The sequence below is a fragment of the Gottfriedia luciferensis genome (assembly GCF_002156865.1).
Taxonomy (GTDB): domain Bacteria; phylum Bacillota; class Bacilli; order Bacillales; family Bacillaceae_G; genus Gottfriedia; species Gottfriedia luciferensis.
Window position 1 is genome coordinate 82,512 of the sequence record NZ_NCTA01000004.1, and the last position, 20,314, is coordinate 102,825.

The 20,314-nt window shown below is 31.9% G+C and carries 17 protein-coding genes and 1 pseudogene; 3 read left to right on the forward strand and 15 right to left on the reverse strand.

Translation table 11 applies throughout. The features are described from left to right. Positions 1 to 189 precede the first annotated feature (189 nt). The 3 genes and pseudogenes from B7R67_RS05030 to B7R67_RS05040 all read left to right on the forward strand — a co-directional run. On the forward strand, positions 190 to 849 hold the full coding sequence (locus B7R67_RS05030) for an SDR family NAD(P)-dependent oxidoreductase (protein ID WP_088068151.1): 660 nt from the start codon (positions 190 to 192) through the stop codon (positions 847 to 849). Positions 850 to 1,004: 155 nt separating this feature from the next. Then, positions 1,005 to 1,649 carry an NAD(P)-dependent oxidoreductase gene (locus B7R67_RS05035; protein WP_088068152.1) on the forward strand — a complete coding sequence of 215 codons (645 nt, stop codon included), beginning with the start codon at positions 1,005 to 1,007 and terminating at the stop codon, positions 1,647 to 1,649. A gap of 25 nt (positions 1,650 to 1,674) precedes the next feature. Next, positions 1,675 to 1,869 (forward strand): annotated as a pseudogene (locus B7R67_RS05040) (DsbA family protein); the annotation flags it as partial. A 135-nt stretch (positions 1,870 to 2,004) separates the two neighbouring features. Here B7R67_RS05040 and B7R67_RS05045 read toward each other — a convergent pair. The 15 genes from B7R67_RS05045 to B7R67_RS05110 form a co-directional block, all read right to left on the reverse strand. Beyond that, positions 2,005 to 2,442: a hypothetical protein gene (locus B7R67_RS05045; protein ID WP_088068153.1), complete on the reverse strand. Its 438-nt coding sequence runs from the start codon at positions 2,440 to 2,442 to the stop codon at positions 2,005 to 2,007. Between the two features lie 51 nt (positions 2,443 to 2,493). Then, the gene (locus B7R67_RS05050; RefSeq protein WP_088068155.1) at positions 2,494 to 3,039 is read right to left on the reverse strand and encodes a hypothetical protein; all 546 of its coding nucleotides are present in this window, start codon (positions 3,037 to 3,039) and stop codon (positions 2,494 to 2,496) included. Then, complete coding sequence (locus tag B7R67_RS22460) at positions 3,040 to 3,234, reverse strand: sigma factor-like helix-turn-helix DNA-binding protein (protein WP_328587365.1); 195 nt, start codon at positions 3,232 to 3,234, stop codon at positions 3,040 to 3,042. It abuts the gene before it with no gap. Then, positions 3,176 to 3,583, reverse strand: a complete 408-nt coding sequence (locus tag B7R67_RS05055) for an RNA polymerase sigma factor (protein ID WP_235822095.1) — start codon at positions 3,581 to 3,583, stop codon at positions 3,176 to 3,178. The genes B7R67_RS22460 and B7R67_RS05055 overlap by 59 nt, the downstream gene beginning before the upstream one ends. A 753-nt stretch (positions 3,584 to 4,336) precedes the next feature. Next, a complete protein-coding gene (locus B7R67_RS05060) occupies positions 4,337 to 8,644 on the reverse strand; it encodes a S8 family serine peptidase (protein ID WP_088068157.1) in 4,308 nt (1,435 codons plus the stop codon). A 1,799-nt stretch (positions 8,645 to 10,443) separates the two neighbouring features. After that, positions 10,444 to 11,709: a helix-turn-helix domain-containing protein gene (locus B7R67_RS05065; protein ID WP_158095033.1), complete on the reverse strand. Its 1,266-nt coding sequence runs from the start codon at positions 11,707 to 11,709 to the stop codon at positions 10,444 to 10,446. A gap of 626 nt (positions 11,710 to 12,335) precedes the next feature. Then, positions 12,336 to 13,226, reverse strand: a complete 891-nt coding sequence (locus B7R67_RS05070) for a Vgb family protein (RefSeq protein WP_088068161.1) — start codon at positions 13,224 to 13,226, stop codon at positions 12,336 to 12,338. A 402-nt stretch (positions 13,227 to 13,628) separates the two neighbouring features. Continuing rightward, positions 13,629 to 14,015 carry a hypothetical protein gene (locus tag B7R67_RS05075; RefSeq protein WP_088068163.1) on the reverse strand — a complete coding sequence of 129 codons (387 nt, stop codon included), beginning with the start codon at positions 14,013 to 14,015 and terminating at the stop codon, positions 13,629 to 13,631. 170 nt (positions 14,016 to 14,185) lie between these two features. Beyond that, positions 14,186 to 14,893 carry a hypothetical protein gene (locus tag B7R67_RS05080; RefSeq protein WP_088068165.1) on the reverse strand — a complete coding sequence of 236 codons (708 nt, stop codon included), beginning with the start codon at positions 14,891 to 14,893 and terminating at the stop codon, positions 14,186 to 14,188. Between the two features lie 145 nt (positions 14,894 to 15,038). Continuing rightward, positions 15,039 to 16,427 (reverse strand): M1 family metallopeptidase, encoded by a 1,389-nt coding sequence (locus B7R67_RS05085; RefSeq protein WP_088068167.1) that lies wholly within the window; start codon positions 16,425 to 16,427, stop codon positions 15,039 to 15,041. A gap of 190 nt (positions 16,428 to 16,617) precedes the next feature. Continuing rightward, positions 16,618 to 17,046, reverse strand: a complete 429-nt coding sequence (locus tag B7R67_RS05090) for a hypothetical protein (RefSeq protein ID WP_088068169.1) — start codon at positions 17,044 to 17,046, stop codon at positions 16,618 to 16,620. Positions 17,047 to 17,361: 315 nt separating this feature from the next. Then, a complete protein-coding gene (locus tag B7R67_RS05095) occupies positions 17,362 to 17,850 on the reverse strand; it encodes a hypothetical protein (protein WP_088068170.1) in 489 nt (162 codons plus the stop codon). Between the two features lie 601 nt (positions 17,851 to 18,451). Further along, positions 18,452 to 19,063, reverse strand: a complete 612-nt coding sequence (locus B7R67_RS05100) for a hypothetical protein (RefSeq protein WP_088068172.1) — start codon at positions 19,061 to 19,063, stop codon at positions 18,452 to 18,454. Between the two features lie 281 nt (positions 19,064 to 19,344). Further along, on the reverse strand, positions 19,345 to 19,773 hold the full coding sequence (locus tag B7R67_RS05105) for a hypothetical protein (RefSeq protein ID WP_088068174.1): 429 nt from the start codon (positions 19,771 to 19,773) through the stop codon (positions 19,345 to 19,347). A 149-nt stretch (positions 19,774 to 19,922) separates the two neighbouring features. After that, on the reverse strand, positions 19,923 to 20,237 hold the full coding sequence (locus B7R67_RS05110; RefSeq protein WP_235822096.1) for a hypothetical protein: 315 nt from the start codon (positions 20,235 to 20,237) through the stop codon (positions 19,923 to 19,925). Between the last annotated feature and the right edge of the window lie 77 nt (positions 20,238 to 20,314).

The following is a 20,314-nucleotide window of genomic DNA, read 5'->3' on the forward strand; positions in this document are numbered from 1 at the left end:
CAACGCGCGTTGCTTAAATAACACATGTTTTTGTGGAATGGTTTTGATCAAGCAAATTGTTGTGATCATTCAGAATCATACCCAAAAGATTGAAAATGTGATTGGTAATAAATAAAGTAGTACCTATTGTAACAAATGAACTCTCTTAGAAAAAATAATTAGCTAAGAAGTTATGGAGGGAATTATATTATGAAAAATATTGTAATTGTTGGGGCAGGACCAGGATTAGGAATGTCTATTGCGAAGAAGTTCGGAAAAAACGGATTTCGTGTAGCGCTTATAGCCCGTAATGAAGAAAAGTTGAACCAACTGGTTATTGAACTAGAACAATTAGGCATTGAAGCAGCATCATTTCAAGCTGATATATTAAGTAAAGCCCAAATTAGTTTAGCTTTCGCAAAGATCAAAGAGAAATACGGATTTATTGATGTGGTTGAATACAGTCCAACTCCAAGTATCGATACAGTAACAACCGCATTAGATGTAACAGAAGAAAATGCGCTATACCAATTTCAATTCAACGTTTTAGGTGCGATATCGAGTATTCGAGAAGTGCTTCCGGATATGTTGAATAAACAAAGTGGAGCTCTGTTATTTACGACAGGTGGAGCCGCAATCAATCCAGTACCAATGATGGGCAATGTCGGAATTGCAGTTTCCGGTCTTCGTAATTATATCTTTAATTTGAACAGTGAATTAAAGGACAAAGGTATTTATGCAGGGCACATTTCGATCGGAATCTGGATGCAGCCGAATTCGGGAGTTCAAGACAAAATCGCCGACATTTGGTATGACATGTACACCAAAAGAGATCGAGTCGAAGAATTTATTACGGAAGATAAAGTATGAATCGGGTAGATTAAAAATCAATCATCTCGGGTATAAATCCGGCATCAATCACCAAAAAGGTAGCCGTTTTTGATGTGAGAAACGGCTACGCTGATTGAGGCACAGAAATGGTAGGATTTTATTTAGGACACCATAACACAAGGAGGCATAAGACCATGAACATCACTATTTTTGGTGCAAGCGGTGAAATCGGGCAACTTCTAACGCGATTTGCATTAGACAACGGAGATTTCGTTACGGCATATGTTAGAACCCCTGAGAAAATCAAGCTAAATCATTCCAATTTGAGGCTTGTAACGGGACAACTCACGAACGCTTCAGCCATTGAAACGGCAGTTGCGGAAGCGGGTGTCGTGATCAGCACCTTAGGACCTCCGTCAGATATGTCGCGAAAGCTTAAAGGAACGCCGGTTGCGGACGGACATGACTTGATTATCAAAGCGATGAAGAAGTTCAATAAAAAAAGGTTGATTACGCTCGCGACACCGGCCTTGCAATCTGAAGACGATAAGAAAAACTTATTGACGGTGGTACCGGGAATATTGGCCAAGATCTTTTTGCCAAACGGTTATGTCGAAATGAAGAAGCTGGAAGGAATTATTAAACATTCGAACCTGGATTGGACAGTCGTTCGAATTATTAATCCTAATGTCAAATATAAAGGGCAATCTTATGATTATTCATTCGGCGATCAGCCAGGTAAAATGTCCGTCTCTAGGGAAAATGTGGCGAAATTCATGTATGCCGCTGCTCGGCAAAGCCAATTGATCAGAAAAATGCCCATTGTCTATAATAATTAAATCAGCTTTAAAGGGAGCATTCAAAATGAAAATTGAGATATGGTCGGACTATGTCTGCCCATTTTGTTATATTGGCAAACGTCAATTTGAAATAGGGTTAGAAAAGTTTAAACACAAAGAAGAGGTAGAAGTCGCATTGCGTAGTTTTCAATTAGATCCAAATGCGAAAAAAAATACAGGAATGGATATCCATCAAGCATTATCATCCATGCATGGTATATGATTATTACATCTATCCTATAAAAGGAAAAAGCCCTATTTTTGGAAACTAACCTACCTTAGAGTGAAATAGAGGATGAACGATTAACGATCATCCTTTGTTGTTCAACTAATGCATACGTTAGTTGAATAGCGATCAAACTACATACCAGGCATCATCAGTGAATTCATTCCATTCCAATTTAAAATTTTTTGCCTTAAGTTTAATACAACAAAAATTATTTGTTTTCCAATCTGTACCAAACATTTCATATATGTAATCTTCATCATCAGGCTGTTGCTTTACCTCTAAAAATTCCATTTCATCCAAGTCAGTAAGTCCGACCTCTTTTTCCTTATCATCATCTAAAAAGATAATAGCTTTACTAATTTCAACATTATTGAAAGTAAGTCTACATTTATCTGTTGATTTTGCTACTTTATAAGGATTAAGAGGATGTTCATTAGAAATGTAAATATACTCAAAACTAATAGTGACAATATCCTTTTCGAACTTTATTTCGTCAACGACACAATCGTGAAAATCCAAGAATTCAAAGTAATCGTTTGTTGTTTCACATTTCCATGAGTTCACAACCAGCCCACCTTTCTTACCAAACTAAAGCACTCATTAGTTACATAAGGATTACTCATTTTTTAATAGATCTATTTCACTAAATTTATGGTAATTACCATCTTCTCTTTCTACTATAATAACTTTCGAGTCCTCATTTGAGGAGTAAATTTTTTCCCCAACTTTTAAAATATTTGATGAAAAATTTTCTGTGGTATATACATCAGCAGCTACTGATTTCTTAACTTCACCAATTTTCTTATTTATTGTATATTCATTATTTTTTATAATACCTACCCACATATATTCTTTTCCATTTACATTCAATACACCTAGATATGAACTTTCTGTATCAGCGATTATCCCATTTTTCTCAACTCTTGAAAATCCTAATCTTTCTTCAATCATAGTCCTAAAGGATGTATTTATAAGTACAATAAAAGCAAGTACAGTTACAATTACAATTGAAGCCATTGGCTTTCTATAATTTCTATATTTCCTCCTTGAATGTGCTGAATTCCAAACATCTTGAAATGAAGCAGATGGATTATCATTCCCCAAATTTCTTTGTAAAGTACTCTTGATTTCATTTTCAGAGAGAGTTGAGTTTCCCTTCATTTATAACTCCTCCTTTAGTTTTTCTTCTACCATAAAAAATTCGTTGACAGACATACTTTTTCGTAATTTTGATAGGGCATAATTTAATCTAGACTTACAAGTAACTATAGGAATGTCTAAGGAATTTGCAACTTCATCAAGTTTTAGTTCCAAATAGTAATGTAGTATGATTACTTCCCTGCTTTTTTGAGGCAACGAATTTTATCTCTTTCCACAGCTCATCTTGAAACTCATTTTGTAAAATTGATTTTTCAACTAGTTCAAACTCTGGAATTCCTGAAGAAGAAATGCCGAAAATTCTTAATAATTTTTGTTTTCGCAAAAAAATTCGTGTAATGTTAATTGTTATTTTATAAATCCAAGGTTCGATTGATTTTGTCGGATCAAATAAATGAAATTTTTTAATTAAACGGATAAATGTTTCTTGAGTAATGTCATCGGCCATAGCTTTTGATTTTGTTAAAAAGAAAGCTGTTCGATAGACTAATTTGGAGTGTTTGTTAAATATTTCTTCTATTTTTTCTTTATTATTACTTTCATTCAAAATTTTTCCTCCTTTCTTAATTCACTTTATATACACTTGAAATCCAAAAATAGTTCGGTTTACTGAGTAATATTTTTATTTTTACAATAATTTTATCTGACAATAAAAAAAGCTGCCATAGGCAACTTCTTTTGTACAACTAACGCTCTCGTTAGTTCAATAACACTTTTTATAATTTCTTAATTTATCTAACATGTAATCTCCAGAAGCAATCAAGTATCCATGGTGATTTCCAACTACTTAATAGTTTAATACTCACCTAACTTAAAATATAGAACCATTCCCTATCCCAAGCACAAATGTAGCCTGTTTCAACCAACGTCTTTTGTTCTCCACTTAGTATCTTAGGGTAGCCATACATCGCTAATCTAATTTCATCCCACTTTGTATCATTCTTTACTTGCTGAAATTGATTATCGATTTTCTATTCACACCTAAACAACATTAATTGATGCTAGGATAATTCTAAATGATTATAGAATCCTTCTTCATCTATTGACTAGAGCGCATCATGTTTGTAATTTCCACCTATTATTATATTACGAACCACTAAATCTGTAGGGTTATTTTCCCTTTGGTATGACTTTTGCACTTCTTCTACAACCAAAACTTTTAAGTCATATATTTTCTTATCGGAAACTAGCTGTGTTCATAATGAGATAGAAAAAAATGAAAAGGAAAATAAATATAAATTAGGGGTAACGTTATAAAAAGACGCTACCGATTTTTTAGAATATAAATATTAATATATTTTTATCTCAAGTACTCCATTCCAACCTCGTGAAGTATATCATCTAATGTTTTCCCTTTATAACTTTTACTTGCTTTAGGCGAATTGTCTATCCATGGGTTTTGCATTAAATAATTATTGATTACATATTGCATATCTTTCTCATCTACTACACCGTCATAGTTTATGTCAGCTTCACGGTTATTAGATTTCCAATTTTGTTGGATGGAAACTGCATCTTTCACGTCAATTACATTATTTTTATCCACGTCACCACCAGGGATATAGCTATAGTCAACCGGTTTAGATCCAGCTGTCACTTTACCGTCTTCTTTTATACCAACAGTAAAGTCTTTTTTGAATGTAAAGTGTCCTGGTACGTTAATTGATAAAGTAAATGGTTTATCTGTAATTGGTAATCTAGTTGTGAAACCTTCTGGAGCAGTTACACTATAACCTAAAGGATTTGATACGCCATATTCTTTTCCATTTGAATCTTTTACACTAATTTTTGAACCAGCTTTATTATAGTCAATCTTTGTATTCATTATTGCATTCCCTAAATTATCAAATCCTGAAGCTAATCCTTCTGCTTGAACCGCGCCTCTCATTAGAGAATAAGTAGGAGTCACATAGAAATATGGTTGAATGCCTTGAGTTGTTACTGTACTATTATCAACATTTGTATAAACAGCTTTAAAGAATCTAGATGTACCAGTTGGATCTTCTAACTGCATTGCTCCTTTGTAGTATTGGTCTTTTGCTTTGAAAGTCAAGTCTACTAAAGAAGTATCTCCAGCAATACCCGTTGTTGCTAGGTCACCAGTTGCTGTTGCTGTAATTGTCATAACATTGTACGTATTATTAAAAGTTGTATTTGTATATTTAACGTCTAATTTTCCATCATATGCTCCATGTGGCTTTACATTCGTAACGTCTAAGAACTTAGCTGGATATAAGAATGAGTATTCAGCTTTTTTAACTGGCGTTGCTATATTTTTAGTTGAGAATGTTACTATTGTAGAATCTCCCATGTTGATTCGTTGTTTATCAGAAATTGCTGTAGTATAAGCAGTCCCTTTTTTAATAAAATATATGTCTTTAAAGCTACCATAATTTTCTACAGTTGATTTATCTCTGTCATAGAAATCATATTCAGTAATTGGTAAAGTATTTGGACCAGCTGTAGCCAATGGAATAGTAGAATTGAAGTTTCCATTTTCGTCTACTGGAATATTAATTTCAGCTGATCTATTTGGATTATAATAATACATTTTATTTTCGCCTTGTGAAGCAGTAATGCCAGCTGCTTGCATTTCAGCTATATTTTTATCAAATGCATTACCTGATACTGTAACAGTTTTATCTGTTGCATTAGCAGTTTCTACAATTTGACCAGCTTCATAGTTCATCGTAACTTTTGGCTCTTTTTCACCATAGAAAATTGGAGCGTCTTTAGTGAAGGTTTCTCCTTTATCATTCGTACCAACCATTCTAATTTTCCATAGACCTGGTGTAACTTCATCGAAACCAAATCCAACAGGATTGTCTGGATCTCCTGTTAACGGGCTATATTGCCCATTGTTTAACACGCCTCTGAAATAATACTCAGTATTCTCATCTGCACCCATTCCATCTGCTGTACCAAGATAACCGATTTCTTCGTTTGTTTTTGGATCTACTAAGAAGAAATCAAATGTACGCATATGTGAATTTAGTTTAAAGTTAACTCCGACTGACCATTTTGTCGCATTACTTCCTGCTTCATAAGGTAATGTAAATGCTGCTGGATTACCTGTGACATAGTTAATACCCTCTTTTACTGTATGAATAGCAAACGGAATTTTATATGTTTCATCAGGATTTTTTTGATTTGTATAGACTACATATCCTTCATATGTTCCAAGTTTTGCAGTTTTAGGAACGTTGATGGTAGCATCCATATTTGTACTGCTTTTTCGTTCCACTTTTACAGATGAACTAACATCTAATGTTACGCCATTAGTTGCAGCATCTTGGTCTGCTCTAGAATCATTTGTGAATCGTCCGTCTAATGTTTGGAATTGAACCTTAACATCAAATGTTTTATCTTCAGAGCTCTTATTAAATAAAGTCATTGAACGTGAATCTGTGAAGTCCGTTCCTTCTACAGCTTGTTCGCCAAAGCTTAATGCACCAGTAATGTTTTTAATTGTTTTGATTCCTTTACTTGCAAGAGTAATTGAATCATCAGTATCTTTTGCGTTACTGCTTAACGTTTTCGTCTTGTCTTTTACTTGAATCTCCGACTGTGCATGAACTGCTTTGTAAGGATTAACAAGGCCTGCACCTGCTTCATATACACTATATTTATCATTTAATGGATCAGCTGTATTCATAAGTGTTGCCTTTATATCAGCTGGCGTCATGTCTGGATTAGCTTGTTTTAATAGTGCTGCTACTCCTGAAACGTTAGGTGTTGCCATCGATGTACCAGATAAGCGTTCATAAGCATATTTATAATCAGATAATGGATTTCCATTATCATCTTTATGCATATATGAAGGTACAGTTGAGAATACAGAAACACCTGGTGCTGTTACTTCTGGTTTAATATCATATAGCACACGTGATGGACCTCTAGAGCTAAAATCTGCTAATTTATTACCTGTCGTTACAGTTTGGCTCATATCACCGAATGTAAAATCCAATGTCTTACCTTTATTAGCTTCATTTAAAGGTATTTTTATACTAATATTCATACCTTGTGAGCTACTTATTAAAAAGGTTGGAAGATACCCATATACATTACCTAAGAAAACATCTTGCAATGTATCTCCAGAAGTATTAATTAAAACTACAGCCTTAGCTCCATGTGATTTAGCTCTTTTAACAATTTCTTCTATACCCAGGGTACCTCGTTGAGCAAGTACAATCTTTCCAGTAATATCGATTGGTATTGTATATTTTCCATCTGCATCTCTTTTATAATAGGCATTTTCCGCTCCAGTACCAACATTAACAATTTGATATGTTTTTCCTTGGAAATCTGCTATATCATCAGAAAGACCTTGAGCTGCCAGTTTCAGATTAGCTGGTAAATCTCCAGTAGTTGATTTCGCAGTAGCTGTATAATTTGGAATCTTTGCTGAAGTATCACTTGCTCCAACTGTAATTGCTAAAGGAGCATTACCAGGTGCTCCTAATGAATACATCTTATTTCCTGAGTTACCTGCTGCTACAACTGCTGTAGCACCTGTAAGTACGGCATTATTTACTGCAATTGCTGTTGGAAATAATGGGTCATTGTAATTTGCACCAAGTGACATACTGATGATATCCATACCATCTGAAACCGCTTTGTCAATTCCTGCTAATATTGCTGAAGTTGAACCCGATCCGTAATGACCTAAAACACGATAAGCATAAATTTCAGCATCTGGCGCAACACCTGTTACCGCATAGTCTGCAGTATTTTTACCTTGACCTGCAATAATTCCAGCTACGTGCGTTCCATGCTCTGTATAATAAGCCTCGCCACCGTTTGTTTCAGGCATTCCAGATTTCTTCCAATCTGCATATGTTGTCTCCATTGGATCATTGTCATTATCAACGAAATCATATCCACCTTTATACGCACCTTTTAAATCTGGGTGGTTATAGTCAATACCTGTATCAATAACCCCAACTTTAACGCCTTTTCCTGTATAACCTTCTTGATGAAGTTCTTCAATACCTGGAAATGTTACCATATTATGAGTTGAACCTTGTTGCTCAGACCCCTGTATTTTAGTAGTAGGATCATCCAACTTAACTTGCAAATCACTCCATACTCTTTGAACGACATTAGATTTAAGCAAAGACCTTACTTTATTAGCGGGGAGTGTCATTGAAACGCCATTAAATGATTTTTTATAAGAACGATTAATTTTATAAGGGTTTTTATTTTCTTTTATTTCTTTACTAAATATCGTTTTTAAATCTTTATCAAACAATTCGTGTGATGCATCTACTTTTGCTTGTGCGTCCGTTTCTGAAAGAATTGTACCTTCTGTTTCAGCTACCATCACTGCTGTTTTTGCTGGCTTGTCCTTAAATTCAACAATAATAGAAGTTGGAACATCACTTGTTAAATCTAAATCAGGAGATACTTGAAGTCCTTCTTTGTCACTAAGTTTAATTTGTTTAATAGCCTCATGTTGGGCAGGTGTTAGTGCTGATAGTACTTGTTCTACTCTGGATGTTGATTGAGCTTTAGCAATTGAACTGTAACTAGCATTTGGTAAACTGCTAAACAGTACCCCTGTACTTAACGTCATTACAGCAACGCCTTTCGCAAATTTGTTTTTCATTTTTTTCTCCCCTTCAATCAAAGTTTAATTCTTATTAATGAGTAGATTTGATGAAAATTTAGTTTTAAAAATCCCCATCAAATGAATTACCAATAGAATACTAGGTCCTGGTGTATTGTTCTTATAACAATTCTTATTCGTTCGCAAGTTATTGGGTACAATTTCATTATAAGGTGGCTTGATGGTATTTTAACGTTTGGAAAAATCCATCAAATTCAAAAAAATATAATTTTCAGACTTCTAATAATATTTATTTTTTCTTATATTTAGTAATTCTATATCTTTTTCTTCCTGTTCCACTGTCGAAATATCTCTATAGTTCTCGTACAATAGCAGACATTTTTATAATCGTTCAACATTCCGAATTCGATTTGCTAAGTATGCTACTTCTAACCGTTCGTTCTATCCTTCTTGAAATGATTTTCTTACATAGTTAGAGCAAATGCATAGCGAAAATTTAGATTCATCTTTTGTTTTAACCAAGATTTTTTACTTATTTTCAAATTAATGATTAGATTTGGAAATCTTTCAATGATCTGCTTTGCATCTTCTAATCTATGAAGTTTAACAATAGTCTCCAATACTTTTGCTAACCTATATAGATATCCTCTCGTTTTTCGAGACAAATTAGATAATCATACACATTCCAATTTTCTTTAAATCCAACAGTGCAACAAAGTTTCCAACTGGTAAGTCAGCAAAATATTTATTTATTCAAGAATATAGTTTGATAAGAGACAATACTTCATGCATTGATGCGCCAAGTCGAGTGAGCGCAAAACTTTTATACATATTGGTTCTCCCAGATACTCACCTTCATGAACATTACTTTCTATTCTTTTAGCGTAATAAAGAACTTCTTCCCAATTTTCACTTGAGTAGTTTTAAGCAATAATCTATAAATACACTTCTTTTCTAATGCTCATTGGCATGTACGCGAGATGATCTATTAATGACGTTAAATTCAGAAGACTATTATCTTTTAATCTTTCGAAATTAAATTTTCTAAAATAACTAATTGCCAATTGCTCTGAAGTATGATCCAATTCATTTTTAATTAAAGTCGTTTAAAGTTCGTGCTTTTTCATCTTTCCCCTCATAAATGAGCTTTTAGCAACTGAAAAAATGATAGATAAATTCTTTGATCGAATTGTATTGTTCTTTTCGTGTAATATCAAAAATAAAAGGTCTTTAAATGGTCGATAGTATTCTATATCAATACATTTATACAAAAACTGTTCACTTCTACGTTTCTAATAGCTGGTCGTCCTTGAAACACTCTTCTATGTAATACGGATACAATGAGTTTTCCACAAAACCAAACGCTTCTGTAATCAAATTCAAATGTTTCAATGATAGCGACTGCTTATGATTCATTTTTCGACTTATATCACTGAATTTGAGTACCAAAATTTTTAGCTAAATCTGATTTATTCCACTTTTTCTCCTGCATGTATTGATTATTTTTTAGAAAAATACATTATTCATTCTACTCACCTTCTGTCAATTTACTTATATCGTTATTTTTCTAAGTAGAACGATAGACTAAAATAATAATTTTATCAGTTTGAAAACAAGCTTCTTTCGATTAATACTTGATGATTTATCGCCTCTTTCTAAATTCAGATAACTTTACTATTAATTTATCTACATTTAATAACTTTTTAAGTTTTAAGAAAACGCTCAAGTTTTAAATTTTAAAAATATATTATTTCCAAAATAAAAAGGTAAGAACGATTGTTCTTACCTTTTTATTTCTATTTTACGTTAATAAATTTCTGTCTTTACGCAACATCGACTTAAGGAACTTTACTCATTTGGTCAGTGTCCAATAATTTTAGATATATTTCCTCATGTTTACTAGTAACATGTTCCCTATGCTTCCAATAAATGAGTAGGCACTGTTTAAATCTTTCTATTATACCAATTTTTTTCGAATTAAAAGCAACATTTAACACTTCATCCAGACCTTCAGAAATACGATTACACTCAAATAAATATAAAGCATAGGCATATCGAAAACGTAAGTACATTTGCTGCTTATAAGAAGAGACATTACTTTTAGCCATTTCGTTAATTATATGTTGATATTTTGTTATTAATTGTTTAGCATCTTCTAATCGGGACAACTTAACAAATGCCTCTAATACTCGTGGTAATCCAGCAAAAATATCGTTTCTATCTTTTAACCAATTAAAATACTCATCTACATAATCTAATTGACCAAAATCAATATAAGTAACTAACCGATTTCCAATCGCAATTTCAGCAAAATACTCATTTACTTGAGCATATCGATCAATTAGGCTTAAAACTTCTTCAAGTGATCCACCTAAACACCTTAATGCAAAGCTTTGATACAGAAGTGCCCTCCCGTAATACTCATCTTCTTCTGCCAATTTTTCTAATCTTTGTGCATAATATAACGTTTTCTTCCATTCCCTACGAATATAGAATGTTGCTGTTATCCACATATAAGCTTGAAGCTGAATTTTTTTAGGCATATATGCAATATGCTCTAAAACTTGCCCGAGTGCATACTGCCCTTCTTCCGTAAACCTAACAATATAAAAACGTCTAAAATAGCTAATTGCTACTTCCTCTGAAAATTTATCAGGCATGTTCTCAATAATCACCTCATAAAGAGGTAAAGATTCTCTTTCTTTTCCTTCAGTAAATAGTTTCTCTGCAACCATAAAAATAGATGACAGACTTTTATTCCTGATTGGCTTAGATCGTTCTTCCAAAATTAAATCAAAAAAAGAAAGCAGCAGACCTTCAAAACCTTTATCTGCACAATTATATAAAAATTGTTCACTTTTTCTTTTATCTAAATAACGACTCTCATTAAAACATTCTTCTAAATAAAAAGAATAGAAGAATCCTTCATCAAGTCCAAGAGATTTCGTAATAGTATCTAAATTTTGTAAAGAAAGTGATTGCTTGTGATTAAAAATCCGGCTAATATCACTTAAATGTAAACCTGAGTGCTTTGCTAAGTCTGTTCTATTCCAATTGTTCTCTTGCATTTTTTTCATAATGTTATCGAACAAATTTGCATTCATTCGTCTACCTACTTTCATGTGATAGTTCTTTGTTGAAATAAAAGAAAAAGAAATACAAAAATCCTTTTATGAAATAAGCAAACTTACTCTTAGTAAGAGTACCTTATAAGTCTTTTACATACTAGTCTAATATAATTGTTTATTATTTCAATAGTCATTAAAAAAGTTTCAGAAAAAAACTAATAATCCGTTAAAACACATTTAAATTTTCATATTTAGCATTTTCAAAAGAATACATAGAAAATTAAATATAAATAGAGACCTTTTTTATTGTTCTTGTCAATTTCATAAAATCATTAATGTAAATAATGTGATAAAGATAGGCAAGTACTTCCCTCTCACACTATCACTCCTTAAATATGTAATCAGTAATTGTATTTAATTGTCTACTCCGATAAAAATGGAAATAGTATCCCTATTTCTTATTCAATAATTCACCTGAAAAACCTTTAATCTTATTCTAGAAAACTCTAATTAGCACAAAAAAAATCAACTATACAGTCGATCATGTTATACAACTAACGCGCTCGTTAGTTCAACAAGAGAATGTTAAATACATAAGAATATCGTTAAACAAATATTTGATTTAGCTATAGTACATATTAAATAAGCTAACTACTTTCCTTTTATTTTATTAAAGTTAATTTTCCGATTTTGTTACATTCTAACACGAACCAAACGGCTCCATCCCTGTCGCATACAATTCCGTGGGGTTCAGCATTAGGAGTTTTTATTGTATATTCCACAATGGAATGGTCACTTCTTAACCTTCCTATTTTATTTGCACCCCATTCAGTAAACCATAAATCACATTCTTCTCCAACCGCAATAGCATGTGGACGTGCATTAGGTGTAGGGATGTCATATTCTATTATCTCGCCAGAATAAGAGATTCTCCCTATCCTATTTCCCATTATTTCCACAAACCAAAGTGCATCATCTTTCCCTCTTGTAATGCCTACAGGTCCTGCCAATGGTGTAGGAATTGGGAATTCCATTAATTCTCCAGATTCGGTTATTTTACCAATAGCATTGTTCTGGTTTTCCGTGAACCAAAGAGAATTATCAGAGCCCAATGTAATAAAAGAAGGGTATGAACCTTTGTTAGGCAGTTCGTATTCATGGATCTTCCCATCTTCCGTCAATTTACCTATCCGATTTCCATTCATCTCGGTAAACCAAATATCCCCATTCGGACCTTCTGTAATTCCAAATGGGGCTGAATTTGGATTTGGCAAAGGATATTCTGTAAATACACCACTTGTAGAGAGCATTCCTATTTTGTTGGCTCCATGTTCCGTAAACCAAACATCTCCTTTTGAAGATACTGTTAAACACATCACTTTAGCATCAGGAGTGGGAACAGTATATTCTTGAATTTGTCCTTCTTGATCAACACAGCTAATCTTGTTTGCTTTATGCTGGGTAAACCATATTTTTCCATCGTTTGAAACTGCTATCCCATATGGACCTGAATCAGAATTTGGAATATTTATTTCTTCAAGTACAAATTGCATTTTAACCCCTCCATTAAATATTACCTTTAACTAACACATACAAAAACATTTTAAAAATTCCACATATTAATAATTCCATTTTCCCGCTCAAAAAAAACTCTTCATTGTTGAAAATAAATCCAAATATTTATATTCAACAATCTATAAGTTATACCTTTTCCTATTCAACATTCCTACCATTTAGTTTAAGTGTAATCTTTCGCAAACTTAGTTGTTTATAATAAAAAATGAACATATTCTGTAAAAAGAATATGTTCATTTTTTATTATAGATTTCATTCCGGTTAATTATGAAAAATCACACTTAATTAACCGGAAAAAATATAAATACGACCGACTAATTTATCGTTCATATTCTTGTTGAACTAACGCTCTCGTTAATTGAATAAGAAAATTTAAAATTCTATTTACATAAAGTTTTTACTTGTTCATCAAGCTCAGTATTACTCTTGTAGAATTCGCCTTTTAATTTTAATAGTTTAAAGTCTCCAATTTCTTTATTTTTATGATAAGCCTTTACTGAGCATCCGTCGTCAAAGAGTAAAAGAACGGCACGGTCTTCTTGATTTTCGTCACGAAAAAACTTAATCTTCCTTACATTATTAACCCAATTATTTATATTCTCAAGGTCAGTTAATTCTTTAAAGTTTCCATTTTTACCGTATACGATTTTAGTTATATCTTTATCTGTATAGATTTCCTTGAAAGATATTCCGTCTTCTTTTTTTTGACAGGACATTAAACTTGCTACAATAACTAATAAACAAATGCACAAGAATAATCTTCTCACAAGATGCTCCTCCTCATTTACCTCTAAACACTACATATTATTTAATTCAATTTCCCCCTCATATAATCCTTTCCATATTGAACTATCCTGCCAGTTGCTTCAATGAAAAAAGCTGCTTATTAGCAGCTCTTGATCTTCGACTATCGCGCCAGTTTGTTGAATAAAGAATATTAATTTGGTATAAACTCTCCAATCTTATTTGACAATATAGATGTATCCCACGGATGCCAGAAATAAGTGCCCCCGTCAAATTGCATATCATACTGATAGGCTATTGGTTCGCCTGTATATAAAATAATTTCAAAATAAGTAGGATCACCTTTTGTTGTATCGGGTTGGAAATTCGGATTTTCTTTACTGTTTTTCAAGATTTTTAGGAAAGCATTCAATTTCTCTCTGTCTTTTATCTCTGTTATCATTTTCGCATTTGGTTCATAACCTTGATAGATTTCTATCGCATTCACTTTTTCAATTGGTACATTCTTAAAATGCCAATGATAGTCAGTTTTATCTCTTGCATAATAAACGCTATACCCGTTTATTGCACTTTTATCTTTTAATGCGATTAAATCAGAGTTTCCTTCGATCGTGTAAATTTCTGTTCCTTTTTCATGGAATGCAGCATCTCCATTTTTGATCTTGTACCCCGAATTCGTGACATTGTCTGCTACTTCAAACTGTACTTCTCCTAGTTTTTTACCAATGAATTGCTCATCAGCTAAAATGCCTGAATGGATTCCGTTATACTCTATTCCATCCCATTTCACGAAGTCAACCCAATCGATGATTGCTTGACCTCCTAATGGATTAGAGCGACAACCCACTAACAAGAATAGCAATAAGATAAACAATACTAAAAACTTATTTAATCGTCTCATCAGCTCCCCCTTACTCAATCAGTTCCATTTAGACTTCAGCTAGTACTTCTATTTAACATACTATTCAATTTCGTTTTTGAAATACCTTCCTGCACTAATCTAGTCCATTCTTTTTGAACTAACGCACGCGTTAGTTCAACAAGTTTTATTTTAACAACAACCATCTATCAAAAAAGTTATCTTCTTTAATTCCAAGTTCGTATTTTAAAAAACGTATAAATTCTTTTGTGTCCAATTCTTTATATTGATAAGTGGAATAATACTTCTTTAAAAAATTCTCCATTACTTTCCTTCCTCCGTAATGGTTAAAAATTTTCAATAATTCGTGCGAAGATTGTCCGTAAATATAACTACTATATTCATTTTGTGTATATTGATCAATTGGTAAATTCGATGGCTTTGGTTCTAATTTGACTGGAAGTTTATAATTCGGAATTTCATCTTTCCCAGCTAGAAACAAATTCGTTGTTAACGATGCAAGTCCTTCATCAATCCAAGCATCATAAAATGGATCATTACTGATAACACCATAAAACCATTGATGAGCAATTTCATGTACAGTCATAATTATTACATTGTTACTTCTACCATTTGAATCAACTGTAACAATTCCTGGGTATTCCATTCCAGCATCACTTGCTATAATATCGAGTTGCTTAAATGGATAAGGTCCTACGGTTGATTGAAAATATTTAAGTGATTTAGCAGCAGACTCCAATGCTTCTTGTTGAATACTTTCCTCAAAGTTAAAAAGTCTAACTTGAACATTATCCACTTTTTTTGTAATTACGCTTGGACGCTTTAAAATGCCAATAAATATTTCTTTCACGTCTTTCACTGAAAGCGTATTATTGTTCTTGCTCGGAAACTCATCGTTTTCACTTGTTGTTACAATAGTGTAATCCTTAGGAATTTCATACTTAATTTTAAAATTACTAAATGTTGTATGATAAGATTCTCCTTTAAATTGATAATTATTTTTATTCCAACCTTTTTCTTCAATATAGGTCGGTACCATTGGATACCACTGTGCTAAATAAAAATTTTCTCCTTGTTTCGTAAATCGAAATCCTTCTTCAGGTAAAGAAAATGAATAAGAAATTGATAATCTTATTTTTTTGTTTGTTTCTAGATTTTTCTTTAATGGGATTGTTAGTTTATCTTTAAAAAGCTTATAGGTAGAGGGACTATTATCTACATTAATACTGTTAATAAGTAGTTTAGAAGGATGCTCTAACCCAGGAGAATTTTCTTTTGTGAACATATTAGGCATGAAATATAATTCAAGTGAATTTATATTGTCCATTGAAGTATTTGTAATGTCTATGAAAGCTTGAACATTAAATGTCTCATCTTTATTCATTTTTAATGAAAGATCATAGGTAGTTTTTACACCAGGTAATTTTCCAACTGGTTCAAAATTTTCCTTAACTACTTCTACTGACTTTTTTGGATGTAACTTATTATACGTCTGCCATACCAAAATCAGTGTTATAACAAGCACTAATGAGGTTAAACTAATTTTTTTGTTCACATATGACTCCCTTCAGTTTTGAGTAAGTTATAACTTGATTAATAGGTTTATTAGATATATCTAAGAAGTAATCCTTCTTTCTTATACATTTAAACTGCCAAAAAGTAAAACAGAGCCGATCATCGGCTCCAAAGTGTTATGTAACTAAAGCAAGCGTTAATTGTATAAGTAAATTTTGTAAAGTTTTTATTTAACTACAAGCTCCCATTTTATAGACAACTACTGTTATTAGTTGATTCTTATGATTCAGCACTCCTACATAAACTTCATCGACTGAGCCTTTTTTTATCAAAAGCGACAAATTCCCTAGTTTATACCCTGTATCTACCATCCGTTCTGGAGAATATTCAACAACTTCTTCAGTTGAACGATAAGTTAGATGTTCATCGGTAAAATTAACGCCAATGAATCCAGGTAGATTCAACTTTTTTGCAATGTCGGACTTTCCGCAGAGTCCAAGATCCCTGGAAGTGACACCTGAATCAGTCGGTCCTTTCCAATTTTCAAGTATCGTCGTTTGATCTTCCTGACTAGAAGTCATTTTAGGATGTTCCTTACTGCATCCAATTAATACGAAAAGTAACCCGAATACCAAAAACAGTAGATTTCTTTTTACCAAGAGGGACCTCCAATATAAATTGATATATTCGTTTTGGATAGGTAATATTTGTTAGTCATTATATTCAATAGTAAGCGTTATAATCCTTTAGTTTTCTTCATGTAGATCTATTTAGCGTAATAAAAAAATCGACTAAACAGTCGACTCGTTGTTTAACTGATGCAGGCGGTAGCCAACCATGAATCAATAATTCACCACAATGAATGGAAGTTAGTTTTTAACTTTCTTCTATAGTAGTTGTATAAGCTGCTACCTATATCGTACTAAGTTCATTAAAACGGTTAAAACTTGATAATCAAACCCCGATTCTTTTATTTACTTCATTTCTAAATCGCTTATTGTTTGATTCCTTATCCTTTTACCAATCGCATTAATGAAAAGTTCAATATGGTAAAACACATTTGAAGCGTATGAGCCGTATAATAACATGAAAATCAACCAACGAATATTATCTAGAATGCTCAGATTGCTCAGATGCAAACTTAGTGTTTCATATAAAAATAATGGAAATGTCACAAACATCCCAGCAATTGAATACATTCCTACTTTTGCGAAATACGAAGTGAGTTTTGAACGATAGTGTTGTAGTTGATGACATTTATCTACTCCATAAGACAAAAGGATACCAACAACAAAGTAAATGACTCCTGAATAAATAATTGCTAACGAAAAAAGTTCAATAAAACCAAAATGATATGTATCTTCTGGTGTGTGTGGGTCATAAGAAAAACAGGCGTAAATAAATGAAAAACAAATCGTTGAAAGTAAAGCTATGAAGAGTTTTTTAAGCATTTTTTTGACCAATTAGTATCACCTCTAAATATTTTAAAGAACTGAAATGAAAGAAATTATAATTGCGGTAATATTATAATTAGTTTAAAACTTTGCTTTAAAGATTCAATGATTTAATAGACCTATTTTCAAAAATATATATACTATTTTATAATTAGCATTATTAAATTTAAATGTAATTTTAAGCAATGAAAAGACCACAAAATAGTGGTCTTGTTTTTCTTTATATAATTAACGCTCTCGTTAGTTGCATAAGGAAAAAGTTATTTCAACTTATCAGAATGCCAGTGATCTGCTTCCAAAGAGTGCCTTTAAGGAGAAATTTGATAAAACGGTAATAAAAAAGGACAAATTGGGCAGGGATTTCAATTACAGTCGGAGAGTCTCCTATTTTGTTCAATAAAGAAATCAACAAAAGAAATTTAGATGCATCTGCAGTGATTAAAATATAATAAGATTACTATTTAAATCATAAAAAATGATATATCATATTCAATTAAAAATTAAAATAAACCGCAAGTAATTATTGCGGTCTTTCAGCTTGTTTTTATTTAGAATTAAATGCCTTTTTCTTATGCAATAATCAACATTTTTAAAATTTAATAAAAGTTATTCAATATTCTTTTAAATGGTTATTACTGAAAAAATAAACCCATGATTCATATTTTTCTTTAAGTATTGCTTCGTTAGTATTTCCAATTTCAACCATTCGCTCTGTCAGATTGCTAATTTGATTAGTCGGGTTTATTACCACCTTAGACGAATTACTAATTAGAACAGGACGATTTACATCTATTGAAGTCTTGGGTCTTCTAATTCTTCCCCATTTTATTTCTGAATTACTTCTTATTAATACCTCAGCAGTGTAAATTGCAATATCCATCGCAAGAATTTGTGTTCCAACACTTAATTCTTGCGTCTCTATTTCAATTATGTTTCGAAGTTGTTCAGGAATATTCAATTTCTCGATCATGATTTCTTCTTGTGTCTTTTCCTTAATTTCAATTTGGTCTAAGAACCAACGCCACAAGGGTATCAATGATAAGGGACTAAAATCTAGAAAATCAGTTGAATCATCGGTCGTATGTTTTATTGCTTTTTGTAATAAATCTAGACGTACAGGTATTTGACTCTCAAACCAATTTAAAAGTGCCTTCGATTCTTTAGCACTTAATTCCCTAAAAGATTTTATTTCAAATGGTGGTTCCATGATTGGATATTCCATAAATTATTTACCTCACTTATAATTTAACTATTTTATATTTAATATGATGAAACTCAAGGTACTCAAGCAAATTTTTTGAAGCTCCAACATTGATTATCTATTAAATTCTACTTAAAAGTCTATTTATCTTTTGATTAAAAATAACCTTCAAATTCAAAATAAAATTCTCATCATATTCATTCCTTATGCGACTAATCTGCCATTTTGTTCAATAAAAAGAGACCGACAAATCGTCGATCACGTTGTTCAACTCTTGCGGCAGTTAGTTCAATAAGAAGGTGTTATCCTTCTATGAAATTTGTATCGTCAAATCCAACTAATAAATATAATATTTTTTTTCCTTTTAATGCTATATCACATAGATGAACAAGATACTGAAACACCTCACTTACGTCATCTTTTGAAATATCAATCTCAGTTAAATTACACCTATCTATATATGCATCAATTGTTTCATTTATATTTTTAATTTCAAATGATTTTAAAACAGTATTAGCAAAATCCCTTAATTCTTCTACTTCTTCATTATAAAAGTAACGTATTTCTTCTAATTCAAATTGTGTGAGTACATCTATACTTATATTCAATTCAGATTGGCATTTGAGTAAAAAATTTAAAATAATATCGGGAATTGTTAAAGTTATTAGAGAGTTATTCTGATTAGTGCTTTTAACCAATCCAAATTGTAATACAGTGCCGAAATAATTCATTCTTTCACCTCTATATATAATATGTAACTATATTATAGAAGAAATTTTTCTTCAAATAACCTATTGAATGCAAAAAATAAGAGTCACAAATGTGACTCTTGATTATTTTTAACTAAAGCTTTCGTTAGTTGCTTAGATTTTCAAATAGATTATTCCTCATATTCCTTTGAAACTTTTTTACAGTATTCTTCTAATTCATCTAAAGTAACTAACTGAGTTTTAGGGAAATCCGCTGAATTTTCTTTCGAATATGTCAAATGGACTAATGCATATTTGTTTAATTCATTTATCCAATAAACAGCATCATCATTATCTTCTCTTCTAGCGACTGCTATAGCTTCTTTTCCGTATAGAATGTGTTTTGGTGATAGTTCTTTCGTTAATTCTTCATTTAGAAATTCTGACATTTTTTTTGGAATAAACCACCACGGATCGTTCATAAAACTTTTTAAATTCTCATGCATAAGATTTTCACTTCCTATAGTTCCGTTTACTTTAAATATAATTCAACGTTTAATTTTAGTGTTCCTTCTTCAACAAT

Bases quoted from the DNA above. Each gene is read 5' to 3' on its own strand.
- B7R67_RS05030 (WP_088068151.1), top strand. From the start codon at position 190: ATGAAAAATATTGTAATTGTTGGGGCAGGACCAGGATTAGGAATGTCT.
- B7R67_RS05035 (WP_088068152.1), top strand. From the start codon at position 1,005: ATGAACATCACTATTTTTGGTGCAAGCGGTGAAATCGGGCAACTTCTA.
- B7R67_RS05050 (WP_088068155.1), bottom strand. From the start codon at position 3,039: ATGAAGGGAAACTCAACTCTCTCTGAAAATGAAATCAAGAGTACTTTA.
- B7R67_RS05060 (WP_088068157.1), bottom strand. From the start codon at position 8,644: ATGAAAAACAAATTTGCGAAAGGCGTTGCTGTAATGACGTTAAGTACA.
- B7R67_RS05065 (WP_158095033.1), bottom strand. From the start codon at position 11,709: ATGAATGCAAATTTGTTCGATAACATTATGAAAAAAATGCAAGAGAAC.
- B7R67_RS05070 (WP_088068161.1), bottom strand. From the start codon at position 13,226: ATGCAATTTGTACTTGAAGAAATAAATATTCCAAATTCTGATTCAGGT.
- B7R67_RS05080 (WP_088068165.1), bottom strand. From the start codon at position 14,893: ATGAGACGATTAAATAAGTTTTTAGTATTGTTTATCTTATTGCTATTC.
- B7R67_RS05100 (WP_088068172.1), bottom strand. From the start codon at position 19,063: ATGGAATATCCAATCATGGAACCACCATTTGAAATAAAATCTTTTAGG.
- B7R67_RS05105 (WP_088068174.1), bottom strand. From the start codon at position 19,773: ATGAATTATTTCGGCACTGTATTACAATTTGGATTGGTTAAAAGCACT.
- B7R67_RS05110 (WP_235822096.1), bottom strand. From the start codon at position 20,237: ATGCATGAGAATTTAAAAAGTTTTATGAACGATCCGTGGTGGTTTATT.